Source organism: Pseudomonas sp. FBCC-B1565 (assembly GCF_059133265.1).
In genome coordinates, this window is sequence record NZ_CP101438.1 from 1,104,602 (window position 1) to 1,123,273 (window position 18,672).

Annotated in this window: 16 protein-coding genes; 9 read left to right on the plus strand and 7 right to left on the minus strand. The window is 60.4% G+C overall.

Annotation, left to right across the window (positions count from 1 at the left end; translation table 11 throughout):
* Nucleotides 1-3: 3 nt before the first annotated feature.
* The 5 genes from cyoB (at nt 4) to ptaA (ending at nt 5,122) form a co-directional block, all read left to right on the plus strand.
* Nucleotides 4-2,022: a cytochrome o ubiquinol oxidase subunit I gene (gene cyoB, locus NL123_RS05235; protein ID WP_071489204.1), complete on the plus strand. Its 2,019-nt coding sequence runs from the start codon at nt 4-6 to the stop codon at nt 2,020-2,022.
* Nucleotides 2,023-2,025: 3 nt separating this feature from the next.
* Nucleotides 2,026-2,652 (plus strand): cytochrome o ubiquinol oxidase subunit III, encoded by a 627-nt coding sequence (locus NL123_RS05240; RefSeq protein ID WP_058426759.1) that lies wholly within the window; start codon nt 2,026-2,028, stop codon nt 2,650-2,652.
* A complete protein-coding gene (gene cyoD / locus NL123_RS05245; RefSeq protein ID WP_016979640.1) occupies nt 2,652-2,993 on the plus strand; it encodes a cytochrome o ubiquinol oxidase subunit IV in 342 nt (113 codons plus the stop codon). The genes NL123_RS05240 and cyoD overlap by 1 nt, the downstream gene beginning before the upstream one ends.
* A gap of 11 nt (nt 2,994-3,004) precedes the next feature.
* The gene (gene cyoE, locus NL123_RS05250; protein WP_003194050.1) at nt 3,005-3,892 is read left to right on the plus strand and encodes a heme o synthase; all 888 of its coding nucleotides are present in this window, start codon (nt 3,005-3,007) and stop codon (nt 3,890-3,892) included.
* A gap of 144 nt (nt 3,893-4,036) precedes the next feature.
* Nucleotides 4,037-5,122, plus strand: coding sequence for a pyoverdine biosynthesis transaminase PtaA (gene ptaA, locus NL123_RS05255; RefSeq protein ID WP_248484335.1), 1,086 nt, complete (start codon nt 4,037-4,039; stop codon nt 5,120-5,122).
* 300 nt (nt 5,123-5,422) lie between these two features.
* Here ptaA and NL123_RS05260 read toward each other — a convergent pair whose 3' ends face one another.
* Together NL123_RS05260 and NL123_RS05265 are read right to left on the minus strand one after the other, a co-directional pair.
* Complete coding sequence (locus NL123_RS05260; protein WP_494357350.1) at nt 5,423-6,142, minus strand: hypothetical protein; 720 nt, start codon at nt 6,140-6,142, stop codon at nt 5,423-5,425.
* A gap of 144 nt (nt 6,143-6,286) precedes the next feature.
* Entirely contained in the window at nt 6,287-6,529 is a 243-nt protein-coding gene (locus tag NL123_RS05265; RefSeq protein WP_058423425.1) for a type II toxin-antitoxin system prevent-host-death family antitoxin, read from the minus strand.
* 230 nt (nt 6,530-6,759) lie between these two features.
* On the opposite strand from NL123_RS05265, the gene NL123_RS05270 reads away from it, so the two are divergent.
* Nucleotides 6,760-8,784, plus strand: coding sequence for a c-type cytochrome (locus tag NL123_RS05270; protein ID WP_494357351.1), 2,025 nt, complete (start codon nt 6,760-6,762; stop codon nt 8,782-8,784).
* Here the strand turns inward: NL123_RS05270 and NL123_RS05275 are convergent.
* Together NL123_RS05275 and NL123_RS05280 are read right to left on the minus strand one after the other, a co-directional pair.
* Complete coding sequence (locus NL123_RS05275; RefSeq protein ID WP_494357352.1) at nt 8,781-10,028, minus strand: 2-aminoadipate transaminase; 1,248 nt, start codon at nt 10,026-10,028, stop codon at nt 8,781-8,783. The genes NL123_RS05270 and NL123_RS05275 overlap by 4 nt on opposite strands.
* Before the next feature lie 83 nt (nt 10,029-10,111).
* A complete protein-coding gene (locus NL123_RS05280; protein WP_494357353.1) occupies nt 10,112-11,011 on the minus strand; it encodes a LysR substrate-binding domain-containing protein in 900 nt (299 codons plus the stop codon).
* A gap of 144 nt (nt 11,012-11,155) precedes the next feature.
* Between NL123_RS05280 and NL123_RS05285 the strand changes: the two genes are divergently transcribed.
* A complete protein-coding gene (locus tag NL123_RS05285; protein ID WP_494357354.1) occupies nt 11,156-12,184 on the plus strand; it encodes an amino acid ABC transporter substrate-binding protein in 1,029 nt (342 codons plus the stop codon).
* A gap of 11 nt (nt 12,185-12,195) precedes the next feature.
* Here the strand turns inward: NL123_RS05285 and NL123_RS05290 are convergent, their stop codons facing one another.
* The 3 genes from NL123_RS05290 to NL123_RS05300 form a co-directional block, all read right to left on the minus strand.
* Nucleotides 12,196-13,209: a diguanylate cyclase domain-containing protein gene (locus NL123_RS05290; RefSeq protein WP_494357355.1), complete on the minus strand. Its 1,014-nt coding sequence runs from the start codon at nt 13,207-13,209 to the stop codon at nt 12,196-12,198.
* Between the two features lie 137 nt (nt 13,210-13,346).
* Nucleotides 13,347-15,239, minus strand: a complete 1,893-nt coding sequence (locus NL123_RS05295) for an alkaline phosphatase D family protein (protein WP_494357356.1) — start codon at nt 15,237-15,239, stop codon at nt 13,347-13,349.
* A 445-nt stretch (nt 15,240-15,684) separates the two neighbouring features.
* On the minus strand, nt 15,685-16,473 hold the full coding sequence (locus NL123_RS05300) for an MlaA family lipoprotein (protein WP_248484310.1): 789 nt from the start codon (nt 16,471-16,473) through the stop codon (nt 15,685-15,687).
* A gap of 166 nt (nt 16,474-16,639) precedes the next feature.
* On the opposite strand from NL123_RS05300, the gene NL123_RS05305 reads away from it, so the two are divergent.
* The gene (locus tag NL123_RS05305) at nt 16,640-17,350 is read left to right on the plus strand and encodes a response regulator (protein WP_248484308.1); all 711 of its coding nucleotides are present in this window, start codon (nt 16,640-16,642) and stop codon (nt 17,348-17,350) included.
* Complete coding sequence (locus NL123_RS05310; protein ID WP_494357357.1) at nt 17,347-18,666, plus strand: ATP-binding protein; 1,320 nt, start codon at nt 17,347-17,349, stop codon at nt 18,664-18,666. Before NL123_RS05305 ends, NL123_RS05310 begins: the two co-directional genes overlap by 4 nt.
* Nucleotides 18,667-18,672 lie beyond the last annotated feature (6 nt).

Genomic DNA, 18,672 nt, shown 5'->3' on the forward strand with positions numbered 1-18,672 from the left:
ACGATGTTTGGTAAATTAAGTTGGGATGCGGTCCCGTTCCACGAGCCGATCGTGATGGTGACCATCGCCATGATCGCGCTGGGTGGTCTGGCACTGTTTGCAGCAATCACTTATTTCAAGAAGTGGACCTACCTGTGGACCGAGTGGCTGACGTCCGTCGACCACAAGAAAATCGGTGTCATGTACGTCATCGTTGCCATGGTCATGCTGCTGCGTGGTTTTGCCGACGCCATCATGATGCGTACCCAGTTGGCCATGGCCACCGAGGGTTCGCCTGGCTACCTGCCACCTGAACACTATGACCAGATCTTCACCGCCCACGGTGTGATCATGATCATCTTCATGGCGATGCCATTCTTCACCGGCCTGATGAACCTTGCCTTGCCGCTGCAGATCGGTGCCCGTGACGTTGCCTACCCGTTCCTGAACTCCCTGAGCTTCTGGCTGCTGGTTTCCGGTGTTGTACTGATCAACGTATCCCTGGGCGTCGGCGAATTCGCCAAGACCGGTTGGGTTGCGTATCCGCCATTGTCGGGTATCCAGTACAGCCCTGGCGTGGGTGTGGACTACTACATCTGGGCGCTACAGTTATCAGGGCTCGGGACGACATTGACGGGGGTCAACTTCCTGGCCACCGTCCTGAAAATGCGCGCCCCTGGCATGAAACTGATGGACATGCCGATCTTCACCTGGACCTGCACCTGGGCCAACGTCCTGATCGTGGCTTCGTTCCCGATCCTGGCCGCTACCATGGCGCTGCTGTCGCTTGACCGTTACCTGGATTTCCACATTTTCACCAACGAACTTGGTGGCAATCCAATGATGTACGTGAACCTGTTCTGGGCATGGGGTCACCCTGAGGTGTACATCCTGATCCTGCCAGCGTTCGGTATCTTCTCTGAAGTGATCTCGACCTTTACCGGCAAGCGCCTGTTCGGTCACCACTCGATGGTCTACGCATCGGGCGCGATCTCTGTACTGGGCTTCATGGTTTGGCTGCACCACTTCTTCACCATGGGTTCGGGTGCCAGCGTCAACGCCTTCTTCGGTCTGGCGACGATGCTGATTTCCATCCCGACGGGGGTGAAGCTATTCAACTGGCTGTTCACCATCTACCATGGCCGTCTGCGTATCACCAGCCAGGTTCTGTGGACCCTGGGCTTCATGGTGACCTTCGCCATCGGCGGCATGACCGGCGTACTGCTGGCCATCCCGGGTGCTGACTTCGTCCTGCACAACAGCCTGTTCGTGATCGCTCACTTCCACAACGTGATCATCGGTGGTGCGGTATTCGGTTACATCGCTGGTTTCAGTTTCTACTTCCCGAAAGCGTTCGGCTTCAAGCTGCACGAAGGTTGGGGCAAGGCTGCATTCTGGTTCTGGATCTCGGGCTTCTTCGTCGCGTTCATGCCGCTCTATGCTCTGGGCTTCATGGGCATGACCCGTCGTCTGAACGCCACTACCAACCCTGAGTGGGTGCCGTACCTGTACGTCGCCATGTTCGGTGCGGTGATGATCGCTGTGGGTATCGCCTGCCAGCTGATCCAGCTGTACGTGAGTATCCGTGACCGTAAGCAGAACGCTTGCGAATCCGGCGACCCATGGAATGGCCACACCCTGGAATGGTCGACTTCGTCGCCACCGCCGTTCTACAACTTCGCCGTGATCCCTACCGCGAACACCATTGATGCGTTCACCGAAGCCAAGGAAGACGGTACTGCGTACCAGCGTCCGAAGCACTATGAACCGATCCACATGCCAAACAACACCGCCACTGGCGTGGTGATGGGCGCGCTGTTGACCGTGTTCGGTTTCGCGATGATCTGGCACATCTGGTGGCTGGCAATCGTGAGCCTGGTGGGCACTATCGGTTACTTCATCATTCACGCTGCCCGTGATGATCAAGGCTACATGGTGCCGGTCGAGACGATCGAGCGCATCGAAGCCGAGCAGCACGCTCGCCTGGTAGCCGAGAAGAAGATCCCGGCCAACCGTGTTGAAACCTCGTTGGAACAGGCTTAAACCATGTCGAACTTAGTGACCAATGCTGGACACGCCCATGTCGATGACCATGGGCACGATGACCATCACCACGACTCGGGGCCGATGACCGTTTTCGGTTTCTGGCTCTACCTGATGACCGACTGCATCTTGTTTGCGTCGATCTTCGCGGTGTACGCGGTACTGGTAAACAACGTAGCGGGTGGCCCGTCGGGCCACGACATCTTCGAACTGCCTTACGTGCTCGGCGAAACCGCCTTGCTGTTGTTCAGTTCGATCACCTACGGCTTCGCCATGTTGGCCTTCTACAAGGGCAACAAGAAAGGCGTACTGAGCTGGTTGGCCCTGACCTTCCTGTTCGGCCTGGGCTTCATCGGCATGGAGATCAACGAGTTCCACCTGCTGATCTCCGAAGGCTACGGCCCGCACCGTTCCGGCTTCCTGTCCGCGTTCTTCACGCTGGTAGGCACCCACGGTCTGCACGTGTCTGCCGGCCTGCTGTGGATGGCGGTGATGATGTATCAGGTCAATAAGCACGGCCTGACCAACACCAACAAGACTCGCCTGACCTGCCTGAGCCTGTTCTGGCACTTCCTGGACGTGGTCTGGATCTGCGTCTTCACCGTTGTTTACCTGATGGGGACTCTGTAATGGCTAATGCACACTCCCATGACCATGACAGCCATGATGCAAGCCACGGCAGCGTCAAGTCGTACGCCATCGGCTTCATCCTGTCGGTAATCCTGACGCTCATCCCGTTCGGTCTGGTGATGTACCCGACCCTGCCGAAGTCGATCACCTTGATGATCGTGCTGGCATTCGCGGTGATTCAGGTTCTGGTGCACCTGGTGTACTTCCTGCACCTGGACCGTTCCAAGGAGCAGCGCGACAACGTGGTTGCGTTCGTGTTCGCAGGGATCGTAATCGTACTGCTGGTTGGCCTGTCGATATGGATCATGTTCAGCATCCATACGTTCATGATGGCGAAGTGAGGTAAGACCCGATGTCGCTTAAGCACTTTATCCAAATCACCAAACCGGGGATCATTTTCGGTAACGTGCTTTCTGTGGCGGGCGGTTTCTTCCTGGCCTCCAAGGGACATGTCGATCTGGCCATCTTCCTGGCTGCAATGATCGGTACGTCCCTGGTGGTAGCTTCCGGATGTGTGTTCAACAACTGCATCGACCGTGACATCGATATCAAGATGGAGCGCACCAAGAATCGCGTGCTGGTCCAGGGCCTCATCTCCCTGAAACTGGCACTGATCTACGCGACCGTCCTGGGTGTTGCCGGTGTGGCGTTGTTGTACAAGGTGGCCAACCCGCTGGCGGCGCTGTTTGCCGTGATCGGTTTTGTCATCTACGTCGGCCTCTACAGCCTGTACCTCAAGCGCAAGTCGGTTCACGGCACGCTGGTGGGCAGTCTGTCGGGGGCGATGCCGCCGGTGATTGGTTATGTGGCTGTAACCAATAGCTTCGACATGGCCGCGCTGACGCTACTGGTGATGTTCAGCCTGTGGCAGATGCCGCATTCCTACGCCATTGCGATTTTCCGCTTCAATGACTACCTGGCTGCCTCGATTCCGGTCCTGCCGGTGAAACGTGGTATCCAGGTCGCCAAGAAACACATCCTGCTGTACATCCTGGCCTTCCTTGTGGCGACCTTGATGTTGACCTTCAGTGGCTACGCCGGCATGAGCTACCTCGCCGTCGCTGCCGCCATGGGCATGTACTGGTTGTACATGGCCTGGACCGGCTACAAGGCGGTGGATGACACCGTCTGGGCACGCAAGCTGTTCGTGTTCTCGATCTTCACCATCACCGCGCTGAGCGTGATGATGTCCCTGGATTTCCAAGTACCGAAAGAGCTGCTGCTGACCTACGCTCACTGAGTGGTCCCGCAGTGAAAAAGCCCCGCCTTCGAGAGAAGCGCGGGGCTTTTTCTTGGGCGGGGTTTAAATCCCCGGCTGCGTTTATCGTCATACCCCTCAGTACGTGCTGTGCGAATCCATCACCCGCCTACAAGGAGTAGCCCTATGGTCAGCGTAAGTCGTCGCTCCCTTCTCGCCCTGGGCGCAGCCCTGCCTCTGCTGGGGCGCCTCGATTGGGCGGTTGCCAGCCCGCCGCCGACCAAGCCTGACAAGGTGCTGCTCAACTACAACGAAAGCCCCTATGGGCCATCACGGGCTGCCCGAGAAGCCATGCAGAAGGGAATCGCAACAGCCGGGCGTTATCCCTATAAACACATGTACGCCCTGGCCGGGCTGTTTGCCCAACAGCAGGGGATTGCAGAAGAACAGGTGGCGGTATTTGCCGGCTCCATGGCTGCCCTGCGCTATGCAGTGCTGGCATTCACCAGCGAAACCCGCGGACTGGTGATGCCCACACCTTCCTACGAAGTGCCACGCCAGGCCGCTGAGTCGAACAGGGCCTCGGTGAAGGAAGTCAGCCTCAACGCCGACCACGCCCACGACATCCCGGGCATGCTCGCCGCCGATCCCCAGGCTGGCATGCTCTATCTGTGCAACCCCAACAACCCTACAGGCACTGTCACGTCCACTGATGCCATCCGCCAGGCCTTGGCAAACAAACCCAAAGGCAGCGTGCTGGTGGTGGACGAGGCCTATATCGACTTTGCCGATGTTCCCAGCGTGGTCAGTTGGGTCAAGGACCACGACGACCTGCTGGTGCTGCGCACCTTCTCGAAAATCTACGGCATGGCCGGTGCGCGCCTGGGCCTGGCAATCGGTCATCCGGCGCTGCTGGAGCGGCTGGCCGTGTTTGGCGGTGACAACGTGCCGGCAGGCAGCACGTTGCTGGGTGGCCTTGCCAGCCTGCAAGACGTGAAACTGCTGCCGCAACGCAAGGCACTGAACAGCCAACTGCGTGATGAAACTGTGGCTTGGTTGAAGGGGCGTGGTTTCACCTGCACGGCGTCACAGGCCAACTGTTTCATGATCGACGTGAAACAGCCGGCGGAGCAGGTGATCGAGAAGCTGGCGGCACACGGTGTGCTGATCGGCCGGGTGTTTAAAAGCTGGCCGCAGTGGGTACGGGTGACGGTGGGAGACAAGCAGGATATGGCGCGGTTTCGCGAGGTGTTTGCGCAGCAGGTCAGTTGACGCGACGCCGATCAAACGTGGGAGCGGTACCCAGTAGTGTTGCGGATTAAGGCTCATCCCTTTCAAGGTCTTTGAAAAACCGACCCTATCTGGCTGAGGACGAACACTGCAACTGTGGCGAGCGGGCTTGTCCCGCGTTGGGTTGCGAAGCGACCCTTGAAGGAGGAATGCGCTGAGACAGGCATTCTTCGGGCGCGGGTTTCAGGGCTGCTGCGCAGCCCAACGCGGGACAAGCCCGCTCGCCACAGAGTACTTTTCGCCTGTTCTACCTAAAGACCTTGAAAGGGCTGGGATTAAGGGTTACTGCTGCGCGATGCTGTACCCATCAAACGCCGTCTGCTGCTGCAACGCAGTAATCACACTCTTGCGGCTCAAAGGCTGCTCGGCGCCGGTGTTATCCACAAAGCTCTCGGCTTCCAGCTCCGCTTCATCGCCTTCACCCACAAAGCTGAATCCCAGGAACTCGAACGCCTCACGGTCAACGTTAAGCTTCGAACGCGGCGTGCGCAGCGGCAGGGTGACGCTGATGCCATCCTTGCTGATCACAAACACTTCGGCTTCTTTCTTCGGGCGGGATGCCTTGCTCTTGCCGGCGCTCGGGTTGCTGATGGCCTGGTGGCTCTGGTTCAGCACTTTCAACGCCAGGCCGTAGACCAGCTCCTGGAACTCGGGGTCGTCCTTGAAGCTGGACAGGATGCGGCTGATGGAGAACTGGCTGCTCAAGTTTTCCAGGGCAGCGTTGTCGGCGGCCTCGGCGTCCTTGAGCTGCTTGAGCTGACCCATCAGGTCGTAGGCCTTGTCGTCGTCGAAGGCATCGTGGGCCTGACGGATGGCCACGCGCAGTTCGCGGATCTGGTCGCTTTCCTTGGAGGTGTGGAAAGCGTCCAGCACCATCTCGCTGATGATCTTGGCCGCAGGCAGATGCTGTGAAAGATTGATGGCGTTTTCGTATTCGGCTTTGGCGTGCAAGGCGACGACGGATTCTTCGGTGGCGGAGTGTTCGGTGTAAGAATCGGACATTGAAATTTCACTACTTCAGTAAACGAGGACAAAAAAGCGTCGGGCATTTTCAGGGGGGAGGGAGGTCAGGTCAAGGTGGGTTCCTGCGGGTAAATTCATTCAGTAGTCGCCTCTGCCCTCAGGGGAAGCGAGTATTTTCATTATTCAATCAACTACTTTGGCTTTGCGGGCCCGCAGGCTGTTGGCTGAGCTGATGAGGCGTTTGGCATTTTCTGGCGAGCGCAGCAGATAGCCTGTCTCTTCAAGCGCGTTGAACTCTGACAACGAAATCATCACCACAGGCTCGCCTTTTTTCCGGGTTACCAGCAGTGGGATGCGATCTTCGTTGACCCGATCCATCGTTTCGGAAAGATGGGCGCGGGCGTTGGCGTAGGTGACGGTCTCCATGGTGGTCTCCTCGTTCGATGGCTGAAACCTACAGAATTGTGCACGGGGCTTCAAAGGGCAACTTATCAACGGTCAAGTACCTGTCGTTGCCATCGATTTCGCCCTGACCCATATCAACATCCTTCGCCCGCATATCCTTTACAACACAGAGGCCTGATGAACCCATAAAAACGACCACACACCTGCGCCCAGGGGACCGCCCCACGCCAGGTTGTCAAAGGACTAATACGATGGCGCTTTCCCTCTCCCGCCTGGCTTTGCTGGGGGCGACGCTCTGCTTGTCTCTTCCCCTGCACGCCAACACCCCCGACACGCCTCTGATCGAACACGGCAAATACGTCGCGCAATTGGGTGACTGCATTGCCTGCCACACCGCCAAGCAAGGCAAGGTCATGGCCGGCGGCCTGGAGTTGAGCACGCCGATGGGCACGATCTTTTCGAGCAACATCACGCCGGACCGCGAGACGGGCATTGGCGGCTACACCTTCGAACAGTTCGACCGCGTCATGCGCGAAGGCGTAACGCCGACGGGCATGAACCTGTACCCGGCGATGCCGTATCCGTCCTACGCCAAGATGAGCGAAACCGACATGCGCGCCCTGTACGCCTACCTGATGCAAGGCGTCGAGCCGGTGCAGCAGGCCAATCTTGAGGCGGACATGGGCTTTCCGTTCAACCAGCGCTGGGGCCTGGCGCTGTGGAATTTCGCCTTTCTCGATAAACAGCCCTTCCTGGCCGATCCGGCGCGAGATGAACAGCTCAACCGTGGCGCCTACCTGGTCCAGGGCCTGGGCCACTGCGGCTCCTGCCACACCCCACGGGGCATTGCCTTCCAGGAAAAAGCCATGAGCGACGCGGGGCGCAGTGGCCAGCATTACCTGGCCGGTGAAACAGTCGAGCATTGGCGCGCCTTGAGCCTGCGCAACCTGTGGACCGTGGAAGACACCGTGCAACTGCTCAAGACCGGGCAGAACCGCTTTGCCACGGTCTCCGGCAACATGGCTGATGTGATTCACCACAGCACCCAGCACTTCAGTGACGACGACCTGACGGCCATCGCCCGTTACCTGAAGTCCCTGCCGCCCGGCAAGGACGACCTGCCCATGCCGGCTGTGGCCGTGGCGCCCGCCGCGCCCCCGGCGGACTTGTTCACCAGCCGCGGTGGCCTGGGTTACATGCAGTTCTGCAGCGACTGCCACCGCAGCGATGGCGCGGGCGTGAAAGGCCTGTTCCCATCCCTGGCGGGCAACCCGAGCATCGCGTCCAGCAACCCGACTTCACTGCTGCACATCACCCTCACCGGTTGGGAGACCGCACAGACGGCGACGCACCCACGGGTCTACACCATGCCGGGTTTCGCCCGTTTGAAAGATCAGGAAATCGCCGAAATCCTGACATTCGTGCGCACCCGTTGGGGCAACGAAGGCACGCCGATCAGCGCTGCCCAAGTGAAAAAACTGCGTGACCAACTCAACCCGGCCACCACGGACTCATCGGCGTTTGAAACCCCGCGACTGGCCAATCTGCTCGCTGCCCCGAATGCCGACCAAGTCATTCGTGGCATGCGCCTGCACCTGCAAACCAAAGCGCTGTTGCCCGCCAATGTCGGAAACTCGCTCAACTGCACCAGTTGCCACCTCAATGCCGGCACGGTGGCGGATGGTTCGCCGTTCGTGGGCGTCTCGGCGTTTTTCCCCAGCTATGCGCCGCGTGCGGGCAAGGTGGTGACCCTGGAAGAGCGCATCAACGGCTGTTTCCGCCGCTCGATGAATGGCACGCCACTGCCGCCGCAATCGGCGGATATGCAGGCGATGGTTGCGTACTTCGACTGGATGAAAAACAACACCCGTCCCGAAGACAAAGTCGCCGGGCGCGGCGTAGGCAAGGTCGACCCGGCGCTCAAGCCGGACCTGGCCAATGGCAAGCAGGTGTACGCCAAACAGTGCGCGGTGTGCCATGGCGACAACGGCCAGGGCCTGGCACGCGCTGATGGCGAGCTGATCTACCCGCCGCTGTGGGGCGAGCAATCGTTCAACATCGGCGCCGGCATGGCGCGCACCTACACGGCGGCAGCGTTCGTCAAACGCAACATGCCGATCGGCTTTCACGAGAAATTCCCGCTGGGGCAGGGCGGTTTGTCAGACCAGGAAGCGGTGGACGTGGCGGCGTATTTCTCGGGTCAACCGCGCCCGGACTTCCCCGACAAGGTCAAGGACTGGCCGAGCGGCGGCAGACCCGTGGATGCGCGTTACTAGCCCAACTGCTTGAGGCAGGCCTCGAGGATATCCAGGCCTTCCTCCAGCACCGCAGGCTCGATGGTCAGCGGCGCAAGCAAACGGATGATGTGCCGCGACTTACCGCTGGGCATCAGCAACAACCCGGCGTCCCGCGCCAGGCTTAATAGTTGAGCGAGCTGTTGCGGTGCGGGTGTGTCGTCGGCGTTTGCCAGCTCGATGCCGCGCATGGCGCCGACACCGGTCAAGCGCCCCAGGTACGGCAGGCCTTGCGCGCGCCAGCTTTCATAGCGGCTGACGATGGCGTGTTGCTGCTGTGCGCCCCAGGTCTCCAGGTGTTCGTCGGTCATCGCGTCCAGCGTGGCCAAGGCCGCCGCACACGCGATGGGGTTGCCGGAATAGGTCCCACCCAAACCGCCTTTGGGCAGGTTGTCCATCAGCGCCTTGCGCCCGACCACGGCGCCCAGCGGCACTCCACCGGCGATGCTTTTGCCGAGCAGGATCAAGTCCGGTTCGATGCCCAGGCGCGAGAACGCGAAGCGCTGGCCGGTACGGCCGAAGCCCGACTGGATTTCATCGGCAATCAGCAGGATGTCGTGTTCATCGCAAAAGCGTCGCAGCGCCTGGGCAAATTCGCGATCCAGTGCGAGAAACCCGCCTTCGCCCTGTACCGGTTCGATGATGAAACAGGCCACATCGCTGACGTCGATTTCCACGCTGAACAGGCGCTCCATGGCCTTCAACGCTTCGGCGCAAGTCACGCCATTGTCGGCACTCGGGTAGGGCAGGTGATACACCGGTCCCGGCAGCACACCGACCTTCTGTTTGTAAGGCGCTACCTTGCCGTTAAGGTTGAGTGTGGCCAGGGTGCGGCCGTGGAAGGCGCCGTCAAAGGCGATCACTGCGGTGCGGCCAGTGGCGCCGCGCACGATCTTCAGGGCGTTTTCCGCCGCTTCCGCGCCGCTGTTGGTGAGCATGCCGCTGACCGGGTAGGTCACCGGGATAAATGCGCTCAGCCGCGCCATCAGCTCTATGTAGGGCGCGTGCGGCGCGGCGTTGAACGCGTGATGGGTCAGCCGGGTGGCTTGGTCACGAATCGCCTCGACTACCCCCGGGTGGCAATGACCGAGGTTGAGCACGCCAATGCCGCCGACAAAATCGATATAGCGTTTGCCCGTGGTGTCCCAGACTTCGGCGTTCTTACCGTGGCTGAGGCTGATGGGGTGAACGATGGAAATCGACTGGCTGATGGTTTCGTGGCTCATGAATCGCAGACTCGACAGTGAGGGGCGTCTTTTTATCTAAGCCGGGCACCCACCCTTGTCGCAAACGAAATAAAGTCGCTGGGTCATGACTGAAAATCGCGATGTGCGCCTACATAGTCGACCATCCAGCTCAGGAAAGCCTTCACCTTGGGGATCTCGCCGGCATGTTCGGCATGGGCGATAAAGTGTGCGCCGCTGCTGGGCATCGCATAGTCCCATGGAATCATCAGGCTGCCCTGGGCCAGTTCTTCGGCCACCAGGTACTGCGGCACCAAGGCTACGCCATAGCCCGATTGCGCCGCGCGAATGCACATGTAGAACGTGTCGAATCGTGGCCCGTGGTAGCTGTTCTGTGAGTGCAGGCCCTGCTCCAGGAACCATTCATGCCAGGCCTCCGGGCGCGAGGTGCATTGCAGCAGGGTGTGGCGCGACGAAGCATCACTGCCTTCGGCGACAAAACCCGGCGCACACACCGGCACCACCGCCTCACGGAACAGCTCGATGCAGGTTGCTCCCGGCCATGAACCCTGGCCGAAGAAAAACGCGATATCCGCCTTGGCTTGTAGCACATCGAACGGCTCCAGCTCGTTGCGCACATCCAGGTGGATGTTCGGATGTTGCGCCGCAAAATCCTTGAGCTTGGGCACCAGCCAACGGTCGCCGAAGGTCGGCTGGGTGGCGATGCGCAGCACTTCGGTTTCGCCGCCGTAGGTGAGGATGTAACGGCTGGAGATGTCCACCTGTGTGAGGATCTTGTGCACTTCGGCCAGGTACAGCGACCCGGCCGGTGACAGGTACAAACGCTGGCGCACCCGGTCGAACAAGTTGTGGCAAAGCATCTCCTCCAACTGCGCCACTTGTTTGCTCACCGCACTCTGGGTCAGGTGCAGCTCCTCGGCGGCGCGGGTGAAGCTCAAGTGGCGGGCGGCGGCTTCGAAGCATTGCAGGGCGGTCATCGAAGGGGTCAAGCGTTTTGAAATCATGCACTTCATTCCAAATCGGAAGGAGCCTTTGCCTAAAGGTCGTTTGTGGCAGCGGTGCGAAGCCGTTGATACTGCCCGGCAGCACTATAAACCGGCGCGGGCTGTGGGGCGTCGAATAATAAGGAATGACAGGGAGAGCCTTGCATGAACCCATTCAAAACCACCTTGGCCGTGATCGGCACCACCGCTGCATTGGGTCTGGTGAGCAGCGCCTATGCGGGCGTAACCCTGGACGCTATCCAGAAAAAAGGCTTCATCCAGTGTGGCGTCAGCGACGGGCTGCCGGGTTTCGGTGTGCCGGACAGCACGGGCAAGATGACCGGCATCGATGTAGACGTGTGCCACGCAGTGGCGGCGGCAGTGTTCGGCGATGCATCGAAAGTGAAGTTCACCCAGTTGACCGCCAAGGAGCGCTTCACCGCGCTGCAATCCGGTGAAATCGACTTGATCTCGCGCAACACCACTTGGACCAGCTCCCGCGATTCGGGCATGGGCCTGGTGTTCACCGGCGTGACCTACTACGACGGCATCGGCTTTCTGGTGAACAACAAACTGGGCGTTACCGGCGCCAAGCAACTGGACGGCGCGACCGTGTGTATCCAGGCCGGCACCACCACCGAGCTGAACGTATCGGATTACTTCCGCACCCACGGCATGAAGTACACGCCGATCACCTTCGACACCGCCGACGAAAGCGCCAAGGGCCTGGAAGCCGGGCGTTGCGACGTGCTGACCACCGACCAGTCGGGCCTGTATGCCCAGCGCATCAAGATGGCCCACCCGGACGAGTTCGTGGTGCTGCCGGAAGTGATTTCCAAGGAACCGTTGGGGCCGTTGGTGCGTAAAGGCGATGACGAGTGGTTCAGCATCGTCAAGTGGACCTTGTTCGCCATGCTCAATGCCGAGGAAATGGGCATCACTTCGCAGAACGTCGAAGAGCAGGCCAAGACTACCAAGAACCCGGATGTCGCGCGGTTGCTCGGCGCTGATGGCGAATACGGCAAGGACCTCAAGCTGCGCAAGGATTGGGTGGTGCAGATCGTCAAGCAGGTGGGCAACTACGGCGAAGTGTTCGAGCGCAATATCGGCCAGGGCAGCGTGCTGAAGATCAAGCGCGGGCTCAACGCGCTGTGGAACAACGGCGGCATCCAGTACGCGCCGCCGGTTCGGTAACACGGGGGCTGTTATTCAGAGACCCCATCCTTCCCCGCCGCCTTGGCGCGGTACAGCGCCTGGTCGGCACGCGCTATCAGGGCGGCGGGGGATTCATCCCGTTCGCGCTCGGCTACACCCAGGCTCAAGGTGACGCTGAAGTCGTGGCTGTGCGGACTGTTGCTCAATTGCTGGCGGATGCTATGTGCCAGTGCCTTCGCGCTTTCCAGCGAGGTCTTGGGCAGGACCAGCACAAACTCGTCGCCGCCCCATCGGGCCAACAGATCACCTGGGCGAATACAGCGTTGCAGGCATTCAACCACCTGCACCAGCGTCTGATCGCCCACGCCATGACCAAAACGGTCATTGATCGGCTTGAAGTCATCGATATCCATCGCGATCAACACCAGCGGCAGGCGAAAGCGCTGGGCGCGGTCGCATTCTTCCAGCAACACTTTCTCCAGGCGGTAGCGGTTGGCGACCAGGGTCAGGGCATCCCGTTCGGCCAACGAGCGGTTTTCATCCAGCTGTAGCTGCAATTGTTGGTTGACCCGCGACAACTCGCGTGTGCGCTCGGCCACCAGTGCCTCAAGGGATTGATTGCGTTGCTCCAACTGCTCGACGGAGCATTTTCGCAGATGAATGTCGCGGTGGGCGCCCACCATCCGTGCGACCGAGCCGTCTGCGTTACGCGCAATCACGTAGCCACGGTCTTCGATCCACAGGTAGCTGCCATCTTTTTTGCGACAGCGGTATTCGGCTTGGTAGTGAGGGGCGCGACGGTGGATGTAGTCGTCAAACAGCTTCATTACCTGGGCATAGTCATCCGGGTGAATCACGCTTTCCCAGGTGAATACACTATTCTCCAGCGCGTGGCGGGGATAGCCGAGCATTTCGTACCAGCCTGGGTTGCGGTAGACGAACCCGGTGTTGGCGTTCCAGTCCCAGATCCCGTCGCTGACCAATTCGAGGACGGTGTGCAACATGTCGGCGTTGAAGTGAGAAAAGTCCTGTTTCAACGGGTTGTTGTCGGAGGTATCGCCCATCTGCGCGTTCCTTGCGTGGGCAGGCCTGCAAAGCCTGCCGTTGTTGACGCCGATACTCCGTGGCTGGCGCTACTGTACAACGGGGCCTGGGTGCTTTGAATAGGGCAGATGTACGGCTAAAGGTTGATGGCTAATGGCTATTTACCAGGTGCCATCATCTCCGTCCGCCCCTTCCCATCCGCGTTGTGCTGGTAGATCGCCTCAGGCTGGCCTTGCTCGTTGAAAAACACCTGGCCGATCCCCGCCGAATTCCACAACCGCTCGCCGGCTTCGGCGTGCTCGGGAATATGCGGCACCACCTGCATGCTGCGACGGCGTGTGAACCCGTTGAGCGGCGAGCGCGGTGAGTAGAGCCAACGGTTGAGGCGGTCGAACCATTCCAGCAGGCGTGGGGGGAACTCGTTCTTGATGCCGCTGCTGGTGATCTGCCAGATCCTTGGGCCGGCGTTGCGATGGCGGATCAGCACTTCGTAGACGAACGAATAGTGAACGTCACCTGAAAGGATCACGTAGTTACCCGGCGTACGCGAGTGGCGGAAGATATTGAGGATCACCTGGGCAGCGCCACGATGGGCCATCCAGTTTTCCGCATCCACCAGCAACGGGTGCCCGCACCAGCTGAAAATTTTCTGGACTGTTTCGATCAACTTCACGCCAAAGATGGGGGCGGGTGACACGATAATGGCCGAGGGATGGTCGAGCAGCTCCTGTTGCAGCTCACTCAACGCCTCCCAGTCGAGCAGGCCGGACGGTTGCTTGAGGGTGAACTCGCTGCGCCAACGGCGGGTGCGGGTGTCGAGTACCACCAGGGCCGGGGTGGTGGGTAGTACGTAGTGCCATTGCTGGAACTTGAGCAGCGCGTCGATCAATTCATCCTGAGCGGCGGCATCCAGATGATTGGCCTGTGGCTGGCAGGTAAGCGCCTGGGTTTGGCTGACCAGCTTGCTGAACGCATCCGGCTGATTGCCCCAGCCCTGGCACAGCAGGTAGGCCAGCAAAGCGTTGCCGATGATGCGTTTAGAGAACGGGTGGCCGTAGGCGGTGGCTTCCCATTGGGCGCTGAGGTTCCAATCGTCAGTGATGTCGTGGTCGTCAAAGATCATCAAGGTGGACAGGTGGGCAAACACCCGGGCGACACCTGGCAGGCCCTCGCGGAATCGGTCGAGCTGCACCTGTTCGCGGGCGTAGCGCTGCAGTTCTTCTGTGCTCAGTTGCGGCGCTTCAGGCGCGATCAGTTCCCAGGGCGTCGGCGACCATACCAGCAAGTACATCGCAATGACTTCAGCGAAGGTGACCAGGTGATTGTCGGCAGTGCTGCTGGTGAAGATCGGCTTTTTCACACCGCCAAAGAAGCGTTCACGCAGGGTTTCGTTGCTGTCCAGTGCGGGCAGCAGGTCGGCACGATGGTAGTAACTGGCACGATGCCCGTAGAGGCTTGCGCTGTCATCGATCACGGCGCCCTCCAGGTATTCGTCGAACAGGCCCAGGCGTGTGATCAATGCATGTATTGCGCGCAACATCGGCCCGGCCACATCGTCGGCGTACACCTGGTCGCCGCTCATCATCAGCAGGGCCGGGCGGTCGGCGGGAGTGGAGGCGTTGGCCAGCAGGCGATCGACACACAGCAGGCCTTCATCGGCGCTGTGGTGGGGTTTGCGGCATGAGCCGTGTACCAACTGATGAATACGGCTGTGCAAAACAAAACTTGGGTATTGGGTGTTGGCGTACAGCAGGTGGGGTGCCCACTCGGCGATGCCGGTGTTGTCGAACAACACGTCGTAACCGATCGCGACGTCCAGGGGCAGGGCCTCGTCCAATGGCACATCGATCAAGTGGATAAAAGCATGGTGCCCAACCGATACGACCTTGCAATGATCAAGGTTGATCTCCAGGGTTTGGGCGGGTAGATGCAACTGCAGGGTCAGTTCCAGGGCTCGACTTCCCACCAGCCACAACACCAGGCGCCGGGGTTCGAGGCGGCGCAGCAGTGGGCCGGCCAATACGGCGGGCAGTGTGTCGAGGTGCGGCATGCAGGTAAGGGTTCCACGCTGGGTTTAACCGGCAAGGTTAGCCCAGTGAATGTCATGGTTTTGTTAAACAACAGTACGAAGGGCCGTGCACTGCCCTTCGTATTAAGGCGGGTTAGAGCAACCTGCCTTGACCCAGAGTGTCTAGCCCACCTCCGCTTTTGCGACGGTCGTTGGCTGCCGTGCTCTCAGGATCGGCGGCGCTCAGTTGCGAGTGTGTGACGTCAATGCTGCGCTTCCTGCGCTGGGGCTCTGCATCATCCTGCTGCAGTGGCGGGTATTGAAAGCTGCCCAGTGTGTGATTGATAGCGCTTAGCATGGATGTTTCCTTCTATTGAGTAGAGGACTACTTCGCCTGTAGCAGCGAAGCGAGGCCAAATTTATAGAGGGCGAAACGAGTCAGCTATAAACGCGCTGCTGCAAGATATGACACGGGTGGCCAGTGCTTTCAGAAGTCATCCGAGGCGCTGTTGGCGCAACCGTCCAGCCCGGGAGATGTCGCGCCTTCCTGGCCCTCGCGTACAAAGGCCGCCCGATTTTCCGCCACCACATTGCGCAACGCGCTGTAGTAATCCGGCAGTTTCTGCAGGCTGTCGGTGAGCGGCAACAATGACGCACGGGTATCGACGGTGCCGCCCACCAGGCTGATGGTGCCCAGGGTTTGCACGGTATCGCTGTCGCCCAGTGGCGAAACCAGGAAGCCCAAGACCTTGCCCGCTGCATCCCGGCTATTGCTGGTGCCCAGCAACGGCAGTTCGACAATCGGCCCATTGCCGATCCCCCACACACCGAATGTCTGGCCGAAGTCGGCTTTATGGCGCGGGATGCCCAGGCGATCCGACACATCGAACAACCCCACCACGCCCACCGTTGTGTTCACGGCGAAGCGCCCCAGGGTATTGACCGACCGTCTCGGGTTGCCTTGCAGCAGGTCGTTGATGAATATCTCCGGCTCGCTGAAGTTGCTCGCGAAGTTATGCACACCCTGCTGGAAAAAATCCGGCAGGTAACGGTAGCCTCGCGCTACCGGTGCCAGGGCGTAGTCATCTACAGCACGGTTGAACGCGAACACGCCGCGGTTGACCGGCTCGGCCGGGTCATACACCGGGTAATTCACCTGCGCACAGCGAGTCGCGGGCTCTACCGGGGCCGGGCTTGCGCAGCCCGTCAGGTAAGACACTGTCAGCAACAGCACGGCCTGGCGGGCCAGATGCCGGGGGTAGGTCAGCGAGCACATGGGCACAGTCTCCGCAAAAAAGGGAGGCCGATCCTGGCAGTGCGACCTTGCGCAAAGATGTCTGGTTTATTGCGCCGTTGACGCTTTATTGCACGATTGAAATATATGACGGACCGTGCCGAATGGTTTTAGATAGCGCCTCGACCCCACCCAGTGAAGACCGTCGGTGAGCAACTTGTTGATTGTGGACGATGACCTTGAAGTCCTCGCCCTGCTGAAAAAATTTTTCCTGCAACACGGCTATGGGGTCGAGACGGCTGCCAGTGGCGCCGAGCTGTGGGCGGCCATGGAGCGCCAACCGGCTGACCTGATCATCCTCGACCTGATGCTGCCCGGTGACAACGGCCTGCTGCTGTGCCAGCGCCTGCGCCAGCAATATGCGACGCCGGTGATCATGCTCACCGCCATGGGCGAACTCAGCGATCGCGTGGTAGGCCTGGAAATGGGCGCCGACGACTACTTGAGCAAACCTTTCGATGCCCGCGAATTGCTGGCCCGGGTGCGCGCAGTCATGCGCCGTGCGGGTGAAGCGCGACCGCCGATGGGGGAGGTCGCCCGCCCATTGATCCGCTTTGCTGGCTGGCAACTGGATCTCACGCGCCGCGAATTACGCTCGCCCGACCAGGTGATGATCCCGTTGTCGTCCGGCGAGTTCGACCTGCTGCTGGTGTTCGCCGAACACCCCCAGCGCGTGCTGACCCGCGAGCAGTTGTTGAACCTGGCGCGGGGCCACAGCCACGACGCGTTTGATCGCAGCATCGACGTGCAAGTGAGCCGCCTACGCCGCAAGCTGGAATTCGATACCAAACGCCCGGCGATGATCCGCACGGTACGCAACGGCGGTTACCAATTCACCGTCAGCGTGACGCGCTCATGAGTCGCCGCCCACGCGACACCGTGGCCCGCTGGATCGCCCTGACGGTGCTGATCGCGATGTTCACCGCATTGGCGTTCAACGCCCTGTTCGTGAAGCTGGCGGGGGTTTGGGCACGGCCGCCGCTCACCGAAACCGGCCTGCTGGAAAAAATCGCCGTGGTGGTGCGCGTGGTCGAAGCGTCGGCGCCGGCGCAACGACCGCGTCTGGCAGAAGTAATGGCTGACGACGCGTTCAGCGTGAGGTGGTCGGCGCAGCGAACAGCATTTGATTTGCCCGTGCTGCAGGACCCGGATTTCCAGTCGGGAGAACAGGCCTTCGAGCACCTGCTCGACGGCCCGATCCGCCCTATGGAAGCCTATGAACCGTCCGATTGGCCCGACGGCAATGGCCACTACATGCTGCTGATGCAACTGGCTGATCATTCCTGGCTGATGTTCACCGCGCCTGCCCGCAGCTGGGGCCTGGACGAGGGCGCACGCAGTGTGATCGTGGTATTGCTGGTGCTGATCTCCACCGCACTGGTCACCCTGGTGGCCACTCGGAGGCTGGCGCGACCGCTGCAGGACTTTGCCTACGGCGTTCGGCGCTTTGGTGCAGACTTTCGCGCACCGCCCGTCGAACCGGTGGGGCCTCATGAAATCCGCCAGGCGATCCTTGCGTTCAACAGCATGCAGGCGCAGTTACGCCACTTCATCCAGGACCGCACGCAAATGCTCGCGGCCATCTCCCACGACCTGCGTGCGCCGCTGACGCGCCTGCGCCTGCGCGGGGAATTCATCGAAGACGCCGACCAGCAGCAGCGGCTGTTTCGCGACGTCGATGAAATGCAGGCCATGATCAACACCGCCCTGGAATTCTTCCGCGACGACGCCCGCCTGGAACCGGCCACCCAACTGGACCTGGCCGAGTTGCTGCAAACCCTGATCGACGACTACCGCGACCAGGCGCTCGACATCACCTTTCACGGTCCGCCACGCCTGGTGTATTTCGGCAGGCCCCTGGGGCTCAAGCGGGTGATGACCAACCTCGTGGACAACGCGATCCACTATGGCGTCGCGCCGGAGATCGAGTTGCAGCACACACAGGACGAGGTGGTGATTCGCGTGTTGGATCGCGGCCCGGGCATTGCGGCTGAACATCGGGAGGAGGTGTTCCTGCCGTTCTATCGCCTGGAAGGCTCACGCAACAAAAGCACGGGCGGTGTGGGCTTGGGGCTCTCGACCGCCCGGGCGATTGTGCTGGAACACGGCGGCACCCTGACCCTGACCGAACGCCACGGCGGAGGGCTGGAAGCGGTGGTGGTGCTGCCGGTTTAAGGGGAC